Here is a 13,068-nt window from a genome sequence, read left to right as displayed (position 1 = left end):
ACCCTTTTAAAGTTATTCAGTTGTCAATCTGTGTATTCGCCGTTGTTCCACTTTTCCAGCAATGAATCAAAGACATGAGCGTCACTATTATACTCTCGTGCCTTATCCAATTCAGTCATCTTATCGATCAATAGCTGGTTCTCAGGCGTCGGTTGATACTCCGCTGCAATAAATGCATCGATTAAATCGAACAGCAGTAATTCTCCGATGATTCGGCCGCCGAAACCTATAACATTTGCATTCAACTGTTCTTTAGAATAGCGTGCAGTCATCAGGTCTTTAACTAAGCCTGCTCTCACACCAGGCACTTTATTCGCAGCATTCGTTATGCCTACACCGGTTCCACAAATACAGATTCCAAGATCCGCTTCGTGATGGACGACCGCCTCGCCGACCTTTCGACCAAATATAGGATAATGCGTGCGCGCGAAGTCATACGTTCCTACATCGATAACTTCGTGGCCTTGATCTTTCAAGTATTTAGAAACATTCATCTTCGTATCTGTGACAATATGGTCACAGCCAATCGCAATCTTCATAATCATCTTCCTTTAGCACATTTGATTTAACATATCTACTCTGATTTGGTGTCGTCCTCCGTCATACCCTGCTGTTAAAAATGCTTCGACGATGTTGATGGCTAACGTATCACCCACAATTTCACTACCTAAAGTGATGAGCTGACAGTTATTATGTGCACGTGTCATATATGCTGAGCGTTCGTCTGAAACTTCAGCAGCAATAATACCCGGAATTTTAGTAGCTGTGATAAAGCTCCCTACTCCATAGGCATCGATCGCTATAGCTAAAGCATCCTTATGTTGCTTTAATGCTTGAGTTACAGCTAACGTCGCCTCTACAAAATCCAGCTCTTGATCATGCGTGGCATCCACAACTTCATAATCTTGTTGCTTTAAGTGCTTAATGAGTAAATCTTTCAATCTGACACCTGTATTGTCAGAACCAATAACTACAATCATGACGATTCCTTCCCACTTCGAATATTAATCAATGATGAAAGCGCTTTATTTGATCACTTTTAGTATAAACATAAACAAACAATAAATCAACATAAAACAACATAAATAAACATTAAATGTTTACTGATGTTGAATGAGACTAAAACTTGAACTATTGAATTGAGTCTAGAATCTACACCCTCGCAGATATCTATCTTGAAACTCTCGGCACTATACATATCTGTGAAACATAAAAAAGTAGAACAGCAACACTTTATTTGTCACCACTCTACTTATACATTCTTCTTAACTTTTCATTTTATCCAACTCGCCAGCACTATAACCATCTCTACCTATCGTCGCAATAAACCCATTACTTTAAAGTTTCAGTATTTTCCATACCATAACAGCCAACTTCAAACAAAACTTAATAATAAACCTTCTTATTGTAATCCATCAAATAATCAATGGCATCCTTACGTAGAGCATCTGTATATATACCTGTCACTTCTGTAATGTCACAGAACTGATTGAAATCCTCTTTGAAGACTTTAGAACTATCTACAAGCAAATACGTTTCAAGCGAATGATTTAACGCGAGTTGTTGCGTGTAAGCTTCCTCGACTGAAGATGTCATCGCATAGCCATTGTTCACCGCATTACTGCTAAAGAACATCTTATTGAACTTCAGATTACTCAATATCGTATTCGTCATCTCCCCTACGAAGGACTGGGTAATGTCACGCATAGTGCCACCTAGTAAGAAGACTTTAAAATCGAGTGATTTCTTCTTATTTAGAATTTCGAATACTGGAAGACAATTGGTAATGACGGTTAACTTCTGATGATCAATTTCTTCGGCCAGAATTTCAATCGTTGTACCCGGCCCTAAGAAGATATTGTCCCCTTCTTCAATAATTGCAGCCGCCTGATGGGCAATAGTTCTTTTTTCCGTCACATGTTCCGTATGTTTCTCCTTGTGAGAACGCTCTCTGTATTGAGTTAAATCATTACTGCGCGCGCCTCCATATATCTTCGTTAGCACGCCTTGTTCTTCAAGTTCACTCAAATCTCGTCTCACTGTCATATCCGATACATTTAAATCCGCGACGATTTCATTTGTCGTCACTGACCCTTTTTTATTAATCAATTTCGTAATTTCTTCGAGTCGTTCAAATTTATTCACATCAATCCCTCGCTCTGCGTATCAGCGTTCATTATTGTCCTATCAATATGTCATACTATACCATACTCTAAGTCATTTTTCTTAAATAGGTAAAATGTCTCATATGTATTATAATAAAGGTAATAACTCTGATAAATATCAAATAGAGGTGTTAATGATGACAGTTCAAATCACTAAATTGAAGACGATTATCGATGAATCGGAACGTATCGTGTTCTTCACAGGTGCGGGTGTGTCCGTAGCTAGTGGTATTCCGGACTTTCGTTCAATGGGTGGTTTATTCGATGAAATTTCCAAAGACGGCTACTCTCCAGAGTATTTGCTCAGCCGTGATTATTTAAATGCAGATCCAGAAGGCTATATTAACTTCACACACAAACGCTTACTCATGTCGGATAAAGCGCCTAACCCCGTCCATGAATGGATTGCACAACTTGAAGATGAAGGACGTGCGCTAGGTGTCATTACGCAAAACATCGATGGTTTGCATAGTGATGCAGGTAGCCATAATGTCGATGAACTACATGGGACATTAAATCGTTTCTACTGTTTAAATTGCGACGCTGAATATACGAAAGAAGAAGTTATGGAGAAGACACTCAAAGAGTGTGAGCGTTGTGGTGGACCTATTCGTCCAGATATCGTGCTTTATGGAGAAATGCTCAATCAGGAAACGATCAGTCGCGCATTAAACAAATTAACATCTGCTGACACACTTGTGGTATTAGGCACTTCTTTAGTTGTGCAACCTGCAGCTGGACTGGTTTCCAACTTCCAAGGTGACCATTTCGTCATTATTAATCGAGATCAAACACCTTACGACAATTCAGCAGACATAGTCATCCACGATGATATGGTAGATGTGGTCGAAGCATTAAATGATAAATCATAGTTCATATTTCAAGATAAAAAAAAACACTTCCCATCGCTTTGGGAAGTGTTTTCGTATCGAACCACAAATTAACGTTTTGAGAATTGTGGAGAACGACGTGCTTTTTTAAGACCTGGTTTTTTACGTTCTTTCATACGTGGGTCACGAGTTAAGAGACCTGCGCGTTTTAAAGAACCTCTGTATTCAGGGTCTGCTTCTAATAATGCACGAGCGATACCGTGACGGATAGCTTGTGCTTGTCCAGTGAAGCCACCACCATGAACGTTAACTAATACATCGTAGTTACCTTTAGTTTCAGTTACATCAAATGGTTGACTTAAGTCTAAGATTAAAGATTCGAATGGTAAGTAATCGCGTACGTCACGTTCGTTTACTTTGATGTTACCTTCACCTGGTACTAAACGAACACGTGCTACTGAGTTTTTACGACGGCCTGTGCCTCTATATTCAACTTGTGCCAATGTAATTTCCTCCTTCTAATTAACCACGTAACTCGTAGTTTTCTGGTTGTTGTGCAGCGTGTGGATGTTCAGCGCCACCATATACAAATAATTTCTTGCCTTGTTTTTCACCTAAACGTGTGTTTGGTAACATACCTTTGATTGAAGTTTCTAATAAACGTTCAGGGTTATTTTTTCTTAATTCACCAGCAGTGATTGATTTAATACCGCCTGGGTGATTTGAGTGATGGTAGTAGACTTTATCTTTGTCCTTTCTACCAGTGAATTGAATTTCTGAAGCGTTGATGATGATGACATAGTCACCTGTGTCAACGTGTGGTGTGTAAGTTACTTTATTTTTACCGCGTAAAATAGCTGCTACTTCTGAAGAAAGACGACCAAGCGTTTGTCCAGCCGCATCAATAACATACCATTTGCGTTCAATATTTGATTCGTTAGCCATAAATGTTTGACGCATAATATTGTCCTCCTAGTAAATAAATGGTTATCTCATTAAATGTTGTTACGATTTAAAGCTTAGATTTCATTTATTAATTACTGTTAGTTCTACCTGCTTCTATATCTTGTAACACAATAAGTTTCCGGGGCTTATCGTGGGGTGATATAAAACAATACCGTTAATAATCGTATAATTTATAACCCATTTTGTCAATGTCATTCAGTCATTTTCTAATGATTTTTTTCGATGTATTCGTATATCTTCGCCAAAGTCTTGTATTAACGATTCTGGCGATAAATAGACTTTTTCTAAATACAAACCTGCTGCCGGAGCAGTAAATGGCATCTGGTTACGATCTTTAGCTTCCAATAGCCGTGGCACATCTTCAGGACGTTTCTTACCTTGTCCTACTTGGAGTAAAAAAGCGACCAGTACACGGACCATATTATAAAGAAAGCCTGAACCTGTCACGACATAATCAAAGCCATCGTCAGTAATTTCTACACGACTTTCATAGAGCGTTCGCACTTTACTTTCAACCTCTGTCTTTTGAGAACAAAAGCCTGTGAAATCATGCGTGCCTACGAAAGCTTGTGCCGCTTCTTGCATCGACTCAATATCCAGCTGATAAGGAATGTACGTCTTTAGCCCACTTTGAAAAGGATCTTTGTGTGCGTCTTGATAGATCTTATAGCGATACGTCTTCCCTACACAATCATAACGGCAGTGGAAGTCATCACTCACAAACTGAATATCGTGCACGTAAATATCATCTGGCAAAGCACTATTCATCGCATATTGCCACTTCTCAGGTGTGATATTCAATTCCGTATCAAAGTGAAAGTATTGATTTAACGCATGTACACCTCGGTCAGTACGACTTGTTGGGTGGATGCGTACATGACGTTTGTGCATACGTTTCAATATCTTTTCAAATTGTTGTTGAATCGTTCGACCATTCTGTTGAATTTGAAATCCTAAATAGTCGCGACCCATATACGCTATATTAACTAATACACGCATTCGTAATTACACTCCTAAGTATTTTAATCCAAATAGAATAAGCGCGATTGGAATGATCGATAGTAGGAAGCAAGTATCCTTGAATTTCCAGTGGAGTCGACGGTAGTTGGTACGTTCTCGATCAACATCATAACCTCTCACTTCCATCGCAATCGCTAAATCTTCTGCTCGTTGAAATGCCGAGATAAATAGCGGGATCAATAAAGGTACGAACGCCCGCAACCGTGTGATGAGACTTCCTGAACTGATTTCAGATCCACGCGATTTCTGCGCAAGAATAATCTTGTCTAACTCTTCCATTAACGTCGGTATAAAGCGTAAAGCAATCGACATCATCAAACTCAACTGTTGCACGGGTACTTTGACCAACTTTAATGGCGAAAGTAGTTTATCAAAGGCATGTGTTAAATCTAATGGGCTTGTAGACAATGTTAAAATGGTTGAAATCATCATGATGAACATCAATCGCAGCACGATGTAGATTCCTTCAATAATCCCATTGGAATCAATCGAGATCATGCCTACCTGAATGAGTCGCGTTCCTCCCTTAGTTAGGAAGAGATGCATCACAAAGGTGAGCGCTAAAAATATCCACAATGGCGTTAGCCCTTTTACAATATACCATGGTCGAATCTTCGCAAGCTGCATGGCTGAAAAGATCAGCAGGAATAGCCATAGATAAGTCGCAACCGAGTGAGCGAAAAAGACGAGTATAATAAACAGAAAGACAAAGATAAACTTCGCGCGTGGGTCTAAACGATGAATGACACTGTCTAACGGTAAATAGCGGCCGAGTATAAATTTATCTTTCATGCTGCCACTCCTTATACATCGCTACAAATTCTTCTTCAGTTAAAGCGGTACGTTCGAATTTTATTTGATGACGATGTTCAACATCTCTCTGAAGTTGAACGATATCAGGCAACTCTAAATGGAGCGCTTCAACTCTAGTTGGGTCGCTAAACAACTCACGTGGTGTCAATGTCTCGACCACTTGACCCTGTCGCATCACTTTGACTTCATCCGCATATTGAGCTACATCATTCATCTCATGTGATATCAGAATGATCGTCTTGCCTTCTTCTTTCTGGAGCCTTTTAATCAACTGCATCACTTGTAACTTACTATGTGGATCTAGGCCTGCAGTAGGTTCGTCGAGTATGATCACGTTAGGATCCATAGCTAATATTGAAGTTAATGCGATCTTGCGCATTTGACCCCCAGACATCTGGAATGGTGAGCGTGCCATAATATCTTCCTGAAAGCCAAACTCTTTGAATAAAGCTTTCGCCCGCTTGAGCACCTCTTCTTGATCCATCTTGAAGTTCTGCGGACCGAAGCGAATTTCACGTTCTACATTGTCTTCGAATAGTTGAGATTCAGGAAATTGGAAGACCATTCCTACATGTTTACGAATATCTCGTAAAGCCTTGTCTTTCGTCTTTGCGGTAATACGCGTGCCATTGACATCGACTGACCCTTTAGTCGGTTTCAGCAAGCCATTAATATGTTGGATAAGTGTGGACTTTCCTGAGCCTGTATGGCCGATGATCGCGTAATATTTACCTCCGTCAAACTGTGTAGTGACATTTTTTAATGCGACAAACTCATGAGGTGTCTTTGGTTGATAGACTTGCTCTACTTCTTGAAAATGAATCATCATAACATCTTCACCAACTCGTCATAGGTCACATATTGAGTCTCATGCCCTAAAGCTTTATACATACGCATCGCAAAAGGCAAATCGAGACCAATGTGTTCTAAATCATGTTGTGAATCAAAAACAGATTGGGGCGATCCTTCTGTATAAACGCGTCCTTGATCAATCACGATCATATAGTCAGAATCAACGACTTCACTTAAATCATGTGTGATTGAGATGATTGTCACGTTCTTCTCTGCCTGTAGCCTTTTAATCAAAGTGATGAGCTCATTGCGACCTTCAGGATCTAACATAGAGGTTGCTTCATCTAGTATGATGACGTCCGTATTTAGAGCAAGCACGCCTGCAATTGCGACGCGTTGCTTTTGTCCACCAGATAACGCGGAGGGTTCGCTGTCTTTGTATTGAAACATATTTACATCTTCCAACACCTGTGGAACGATTCGGTGCATCGTTTCGTAATCTGTCGAATGATTCTCCAAACCAAACGCAACATCAAATTCAACAGTGGAACCGACAAATTGGTTCTCAGGGTTCTGAAAGACAATTCCAATATGTTTACGCAACGTTTCTAATTCCATATCGGATATCGGTTGTTGATTGAAATAGATCTGTCCTTCTTGAGGATGTTCTATTCCCATCATTAGTTTAGTCAAAGTTGACTTGCCTGATCCATTATGTCCCACTATGGATGTCCATTTGCCACGTGGGATATCAAAGTTAATATATTCTAATATTGCGGGTCCTTCCTCTTGATATCGAAAGGAAATATCTTCAAACGTGATTACCGAATCGAAGCTTTCCATGCTTTGAACCTCCGTTTATCTTGCACTTGCTATATATTGTACACGAATTACCCTTTAGTGTATATGACTAGACGATGGACGAGTCTGTGTACGAACATGATGGGCTACATTCTGTCAGACTAGTTCACTTCCACTATCTTTAAAGTTTCCCAGTTTGAAACGATTTAACCCGCAGATGATGTTGTGAGTCATCCACGGGTTATGTCGATATGTTTCACTATGCCTAAATTATGTATGAATAAGCTCATTAAATAGATTGATGAGCTCATTACCTGACTGCTCTATAACGATAAAAGGGTTTCGTTATATATTGCTGAATATAAAAAAGCGCGCACCCCATCATGAGTTCACGCTTAGTTCAAATTTAGTTGGATGAGGTGCTCTGAGCTAGACAATATTTGTATGTGGCAAACATTATCATTGCACTCATTTGCTTTAAATATAGTAGTTAGTGTATTTAAAGAATCGTTTCTATCTTAATTATACGAGTTCGATGATTACTGATTCAGCACCATCACCACGACGAGGACCAACTTTAAGGATACGAGTGTACCCGCCTTGACGTTCAGTGTAACGTTCAGCGATTTCGCCGAATAATTTTTGAAGTGCAGTTTGAGTTGTTTCATCTTCGTTTAAGATTTTAACGTTGCGTAATGTTTTAGCAGCGTTACGACGAGATGCTAAATCACCTTTTTTACCTAAAGTGATTAATTTTTCTACGATTTTGCGTAATTCTTTTGCGCGAGCTTCTGTAGTTTCAACACGCTCACTTACGATTAATGAAGTCGCTAAGTCGCGAAGCATTGCTTTACGTTGATCAGAAGTGCGTCCTAGTTTTCTGTAAGCCATGAGTTAACCTCCTTTATTCTATATTAATCTTCTTTTCTGAGTCCAAGTCCTAAATCTTCGAGTTTGTATTTAACTTCTTCTAGAGATTTACGACCTAAGTTACGTACTTTCATCATATCTGCTTCAGATTTATCTGCTAACTCTTGAACAGTATTGATGCCTGCACGTTTAAGACAGTTATAAGAACGTACTGATAAGTCTAATTCTTCGATAGACATTTCAAGTACTTTTTCTTTTTGGTCTTCTTCTTTTTCAATCATGATTTCAGCATTTTGTGCTTCATCAGTTAATCCTACAAAGATGTTCAAGTGTTCAGTCATAATTTTTGCTGCTAATGAAACTGACTCTTGTGGCGTAATAGAACCGTTAGTCCAAACATCTAGTGTGAGTTTGTCGAAATCACTGCTTTGTCCAACACGTGTATTCTCTACTGTGTAGTTTACACGTTCAACTGGAGAATAAAGTGAATCAACAGGAATAACTCCAATTGGTAAATCACTAGTGTTGTTTTGTTCTGCTAATGCGTAACCTCTACCCTTGTTTGCAACTAGACGGATTTTTAAATGACCACCGTTAGAAACCGTTGCAATCTTAAGATCAGGATTTAGTATTTCAACATCACTATCGTGTGTAATGTCGCTTGCAGTTACTTCGCCTTCATTTTTAACATCGATTTCTAGCGTCTTATCTTCTTCAGAATAGATTTTTAAAGCTAGTTTCTTGATGTTCATAATAATTGTTGAAACATCTTCAACTACATTATCGATTGCTGAGAACTCGTGTAATACGCCTTCGATTTCGATATATTTAACGGCTGCACCTGGTAATGAAGATAGTAGGATACGACGTAAGGAGTTTCCTAGTGTAGTACCGTAGCCACGTTCAAGTGGTTCAACAACGAACTTACCGAATTTAGCATCTTCACTAATTTCAATTGTTTCAATTCTAGGTTTTTCGATTTCTATCATTTAATAATATCCTCCTCGAATACGTCGACTTATTATTTACTGTTGCTCAGTGCCCTCGGACAATAACAATCAAAAATTATACGCGACGACGTTTTGGTGGACGACAACCGTTATGTGGAACTGGAGTTACGTCACGGATAGCAGTAACTTCTAAACCAGCTGATTGTAACGCACGGATAGCTGATTCACGACCAGGTCCAGGACCTTTAACAGTTACTTCTACAGTTTTTAGACCATGTTCCATTGCAGATTTTGAAGCTGTTTCTGAAGCCATTTGTGCAGCAAATGGTGTTGATTTTTTAGAACCTTTGAAACCAAGTGCACCTGCTGATGACCATGATAATGCATTACCGAATTCGTCAGTAATAGTTACGATTGTGTTATTGAATGTTGAACGGATGTGCGCTACACCGTTCTCAATATTCTTTTTGACTTTACGTTTACGAGATACTTGTTTACGTGCCATTTATATTCTGCCTCCTTTACCTATTATTTTTTCTTATTAGCTACAGTCTTAACTGGGCCTTTACGTGTACGAGCATTGTTTTTAGTCTTTTGACCACGAACTGGTAAGCCACGACGGTGACGGATACCACGGTAAGAAGAGATTTCCATTAAACGTTTAATGTTTAAGTTTTTCTCACGACGTAAGTCACCTTCAACTTTGTAACCGTCTACTACTTCACGGATACGACCTAATTCGTCATCTGTTAAATCTTTTACACGAGTATCTGCTGAAACGTTAGCTTCTTCAACAATTTTGTTAGCAGTTGAAGTACCGATACCGTATATATAAGTTAATGAAATAACAACTCGTTTTTCACGAGGAATATCGATTCCTGCAATACGTGCCATATTTGATTACACCTCTCTTTTATTATCCTTGTTTTTGTTTGTGCTTAGGATTGCTACAAATTACCATTACTTTACCTTTACGTTTAATGACTTTACATTTTTCGCAAATTGGTTTTACTGATGGTCTTACTTTCATTTTTATACCTCCCTATATTATGGAGTGACGATTATTTATAACGGTAAGTGATTCTACCTTTAGATAAATCGTACGGAGACATTTCAACAGTTACTTTGTCACCAGGTAGAATACGAATATAATTCATTCTAATTTTACCACTCACATGTGCTAAAATTTCATGACCATTTTCTAATTCTACTTTAAACATTGCATTTGGTAAAGTATCTAATACTGTACCTTCAAGTTCGATTACATCTTGTTTTGCCATCGGTTACTTCCTCCTTTTGCAATAGTTCATGATCTTGGATGGATAATACTGTGTTAATGAAATTTCTTTCATTTTAAAAGTGCTAAGTGTCAGCACTTAAACATCAAGAATGTACATATCGTCACTCTCGTAATGATTAAATGAGTCTAACTTAACTTTCACACATTATTTTAAATCATCTAAGATTTGAATCACATCTGAAGTGACATCATCGATATCTTTAGCTCCGTCAATATTTTTCAATACACCTTTTTGATCATAGTACTCTAAGATCGGTTTAGATTGTTTAATATTGACTTTCAGACGATTTGAAACAGTTTCAGGGTTGTCATCTTCACGTTGATATAATTTACCGCCATCAAGATCACATACACCTTCAACTTTCGGAGGATTGAACACAAGATGATACGTAGTACCACATTTTTCACAAATTCTGCGACCAGTTAGGCGATTCATCAATTCCTCTTCTGGAACTTCAATATTGATCACAGCTTCGATTTCACGATTTAAGTCACTCATAATGTCGTTGAGTGCTTCTGCTTGATCAATTGTACGAGGAAATCCATCGAGTAAGAATCCTTTCTTAGCATCGTCTTCAGAAAGTCTTTCTTTAACGATACCAACAGTCACCTCATCTGGTACTAATTCGCCACGATCCATGAATGACTTCGCTTTCTTACCAAGCTCAGTTTCTTCACGAATCGCTTTACGGAACATATCACCAGTAGATATATGAGGGATTGGGTATTTCTTTACGATTTCACTCGCTTGAGTTCCTTTTCCTGCACCAGGTAAACCCATTAAAATGATATTCATAAGTGCCCTCCTACAGATTATCTACGACCAAAGCCTCGATATTCTTTCTGACTCACTTGCGCTTCTAAGCTCTTCATCGTTTCAATGGCAACACCGATAACGATGAGTAAGCTTGTACCACCGACCTGGATGGATTGTGGTAAGCCCATAAGCTTCGTAGCTAGGATTGGTAATATCGCTACAACTGCTAAGAAGATAGAGCCAACGAAAGTTAAACGATACAAGACTTTAGTAATATATTTTTTAGTTTGTTCACCAGGACGAATTCCTGGAACATAACTTCCTTGTTTCTTAAGGTTGTCAGCCATCTTTTCAGGGTTAACTTGAACGAAAGCATAGAAATAAGTGAATGCGATGATCAAGATAATATAAACTATCATTCCGATATTATTTGATGGATTGGCTACACTAGAAACTTTCTGTGCCCAATCTGCATCAGGGAAGAAGAGCGTTAACGTTCTTGGAAGTAAGAAGAACGCCATCGCAAAGATTACCGGAATAACCCCTGCAGAGTTGACCTTTAAAGGTAAATACGTTGCTTGTGAACCTATTCTTTGTGCTGATTGTTTCTTCGCATACTGAATTGGCACTTTACGTAGCGCTTGTAGTACGTAAATCGCACCAATAGTTAAAAGTATCAAACCGACGACAAGACCAATAACTTTCAACCATGCCATTGAGACATCTTCAGCGCCTACAAAGGCTTGTTGATAGAATTGGTTGATTGACGACGGTAATGTTGACAGGATACCGGCGAAGATAATAATTGAAATACCGTTACCAACACCAAATTGAGTGATTTGTTCACCCAACCACATAAGAAATGCAGTTCCAGTCGTTAACACTACTGCGATGAGTAGATAACTCATGATGCTTTGATCAATGAGCAAAGCACCTTTCAAATAGTTGTTGAACTGGAATGCCATACCAATAGATTGAACGAAAGCAAGTATAACGGCGAAATAACGAGTTACGTTCGTTAATTTCTTCCGCCCTACATCACCTTGTTTTGCCCACTCTGAGAACTTAGGAACAATGTCCATTTGTAATAACTGCATAACGATAGAAGCAGTGATATATGGCATAATTCCCATCGCAAAGATTGAAAAGTTCTTCAAGGCGCCGCCACCGAATGTATTTAACAGATCAGTGACACCTTGAGAACCTTGTTGCTGATCAAAGGCATTAGGGTTTACGCCCGGTGCTGGTATATAAGTACCAATTTTGAAAATAACTAACATCGCGAGAGTAAAAAATATTTTATTACGAACTTCTTTAGTCTTGAAGAAGTTCACGAGCGTTTGAAACATTAAATCACCTCGTGTACTCCGCCTTTAGCATCAATTGCTTCTGCTGCAGAAGCAGAGAATTTATGAGCTTTCACTGTTAATTTTTTCTCTAGTGAACCTTTTCCTAGGATTTTAACACCTGATTTCTCGTTCTTCACTACACCAGATTCAACTAAAAGAGCAGGAGTTACTTCAGTACCATCTTCAAATTTATTGAGTTGGTCTAAGTTAACAATAGCATACTCTTTACGGTTGATGTTAGTGAAACCACGTTTAGGTAAACGACGGAATAGAGGTAATTGGCCACCTTCGAAGCCTGGTTTGATATTACCGCCTGAACGTGCTTTTTGACCTTTTTGTCCACGACCACTTGTCTTACCATTACCTGTAGCTGCACCACGACCTACGCGGTTGCGTTCTTTACGAGAACCTTCTGCTGGTTTTAACTCATGTAATTTCATTTCGGCACCTCCTTA

General features: G+C 38.8%; 19 protein-coding genes. 1 reads left to right on the top strand and 18 read right to left on the bottom strand.

Translation table 11 applies throughout. The annotated features are described in order from the left end of the window. Positions 1 to 23: 23 nt before the first annotated feature. From lacB to CD126_RS06800, 3 genes are all read right to left on the bottom strand, one after another. Positions 24 to 539 (bottom strand): galactose-6-phosphate isomerase subunit LacB, encoded by a 516-nt coding sequence (gene lacB / locus CD126_RS06810; protein WP_103370228.1) that lies wholly within the window; start codon positions 537 to 539, stop codon positions 24 to 26. Positions 540 to 551: 12 nt separating this feature from the next. Then, positions 552 to 980, bottom strand: a complete 429-nt coding sequence (lacA, locus tag CD126_RS06805; RefSeq protein ID WP_049407680.1) for a galactose-6-phosphate isomerase subunit LacA — start codon at positions 978 to 980, stop codon at positions 552 to 554. Between the two features lie 406 nt (positions 981 to 1,386). After that, complete coding sequence (locus tag CD126_RS06800) at positions 1,387 to 2,145, bottom strand: DeoR/GlpR family DNA-binding transcription regulator (protein ID WP_070502634.1); 759 nt, start codon at positions 2,143 to 2,145, stop codon at positions 1,387 to 1,389. 157 nt (positions 2,146 to 2,302) lie between these two features. Here CD126_RS06800 and CD126_RS06795 point away from each other — a divergent pair, with 157 nt between their 5' ends. Then, on the top strand, positions 2,303 to 3,037 hold the full coding sequence (locus tag CD126_RS06795) for an NAD-dependent protein deacylase (protein WP_103370236.1): 735 nt from the start codon (positions 2,303 to 2,305) through the stop codon (positions 3,035 to 3,037). Between the two features lie 68 nt (positions 3,038 to 3,105). On the opposite strand, the gene rpsI is transcribed toward CD126_RS06795, so the two are convergent. The 15 genes from rpsI to rplO form a co-directional block, all read right to left on the bottom strand. After that, the gene (rpsI, locus tag CD126_RS06790) at positions 3,106 to 3,498 is read right to left on the bottom strand and encodes a 30S ribosomal protein S9 (RefSeq protein WP_002471323.1); all 393 of its coding nucleotides are present in this window, start codon (positions 3,496 to 3,498) and stop codon (positions 3,106 to 3,108) included. A 19-nt stretch (positions 3,499 to 3,517) separates the two neighbouring features. After that, positions 3,518 to 3,955 (bottom strand): 50S ribosomal protein L13, encoded by a 438-nt coding sequence (rplM, locus tag CD126_RS06785; protein ID WP_002471364.1) that lies wholly within the window; start codon positions 3,953 to 3,955, stop codon positions 3,518 to 3,520. Between the two features lie 201 nt (positions 3,956 to 4,156). Beyond that, positions 4,157 to 4,960, bottom strand: coding sequence for a tRNA pseudouridine(38-40) synthase TruA (gene truA / locus CD126_RS06780; RefSeq protein ID WP_049407677.1), 804 nt, complete (start codon positions 4,958 to 4,960; stop codon positions 4,157 to 4,159). Between the two features lie 6 nt (positions 4,961 to 4,966). Then, positions 4,967 to 5,773: an energy-coupling factor transporter transmembrane component T family protein gene (locus CD126_RS06775; RefSeq protein WP_049407675.1), complete on the bottom strand. Its 807-nt coding sequence runs from the start codon at positions 5,771 to 5,773 to the stop codon at positions 4,967 to 4,969. Next, positions 5,763 to 6,623, bottom strand: a complete 861-nt coding sequence (locus CD126_RS06770) for an energy-coupling factor transporter ATPase (protein ID WP_103370227.1) — start codon at positions 6,621 to 6,623, stop codon at positions 5,763 to 5,765. The genes CD126_RS06775 and CD126_RS06770 overlap by 11 nt, the downstream gene beginning before the upstream one ends. Next, positions 6,620 to 7,429, bottom strand: coding sequence for an energy-coupling factor transporter ATPase (locus tag CD126_RS06765; protein WP_103370226.1), 810 nt, complete (start codon positions 7,427 to 7,429; stop codon positions 6,620 to 6,622). Before CD126_RS06765 ends, CD126_RS06770 begins: the two co-directional genes overlap by 4 nt. A gap of 480 nt (positions 7,430 to 7,909) precedes the next feature. Continuing rightward, positions 7,910 to 8,278 carry a 50S ribosomal protein L17 gene (gene rplQ / locus CD126_RS06760; protein WP_002471309.1) on the bottom strand — a complete coding sequence of 123 codons (369 nt, stop codon included), beginning with the start codon at positions 8,276 to 8,278 and terminating at the stop codon, positions 7,910 to 7,912. A 23-nt stretch (positions 8,279 to 8,301) separates the two neighbouring features. Next, positions 8,302 to 9,246, bottom strand: coding sequence for a DNA-directed RNA polymerase subunit alpha (locus tag CD126_RS06755; protein WP_049407669.1), 945 nt, complete (start codon positions 9,244 to 9,246; stop codon positions 8,302 to 8,304). 76 nt (positions 9,247 to 9,322) lie between these two features. Next, positions 9,323 to 9,712 carry a 30S ribosomal protein S11 gene (rpsK, locus tag CD126_RS06750; RefSeq protein ID WP_002471279.1) on the bottom strand — a complete coding sequence of 130 codons (390 nt, stop codon included), beginning with the start codon at positions 9,710 to 9,712 and terminating at the stop codon, positions 9,323 to 9,325. Between the two features lie 23 nt (positions 9,713 to 9,735). Then, entirely contained in the window at positions 9,736 to 10,101 is a 366-nt protein-coding gene (gene rpsM, locus CD126_RS06745) for a 30S ribosomal protein S13 (protein ID WP_002471272.1), read from the bottom strand. A 22-nt stretch (positions 10,102 to 10,123) separates the two neighbouring features. Further along, positions 10,124 to 10,237, bottom strand: a complete 114-nt coding sequence (gene rpmJ / locus CD126_RS06740; RefSeq protein WP_002471372.1) for a 50S ribosomal protein L36 — start codon at positions 10,235 to 10,237, stop codon at positions 10,124 to 10,126. A gap of 31 nt (positions 10,238 to 10,268) precedes the next feature. Beyond that, the gene (infA, locus tag CD126_RS06735) at positions 10,269 to 10,487 is read right to left on the bottom strand and encodes a translation initiation factor IF-1 (protein ID WP_002471350.1); all 219 of its coding nucleotides are present in this window, start codon (positions 10,485 to 10,487) and stop codon (positions 10,269 to 10,271) included. 165 nt (positions 10,488 to 10,652) lie between these two features. After that, positions 10,653 to 11,303 (bottom strand): adenylate kinase, encoded by a 651-nt coding sequence (locus tag CD126_RS06730; RefSeq protein WP_002471357.1) that lies wholly within the window; start codon positions 11,301 to 11,303, stop codon positions 10,653 to 10,655. A gap of 17 nt (positions 11,304 to 11,320) precedes the next feature. Continuing rightward, entirely contained in the window at positions 11,321 to 12,613 is a 1,293-nt protein-coding gene (gene secY / locus CD126_RS06725; RefSeq protein ID WP_103370225.1) for a preprotein translocase subunit SecY, read from the bottom strand. Further along, positions 12,613 to 13,053 carry a 50S ribosomal protein L15 gene (gene rplO / locus CD126_RS06720; RefSeq protein ID WP_002471248.1) on the bottom strand — a complete coding sequence of 147 codons (441 nt, stop codon included), beginning with the start codon at positions 13,051 to 13,053 and terminating at the stop codon, positions 12,613 to 12,615. Before rplO ends, secY begins: the two co-directional genes overlap by 1 nt. Positions 13,054 to 13,068: the final 15 nt, after the last annotated feature.

The organism is Staphylococcus pettenkoferi (assembly GCF_002902685.1).
In the GTDB taxonomy this organism is placed as follows: domain Bacteria; phylum Bacillota; class Bacilli; order Staphylococcales; family Staphylococcaceae; genus Staphylococcus; species Staphylococcus pettenkoferi.
This window is presented reverse-complemented; position numbering and strand designations above follow the sequence as displayed.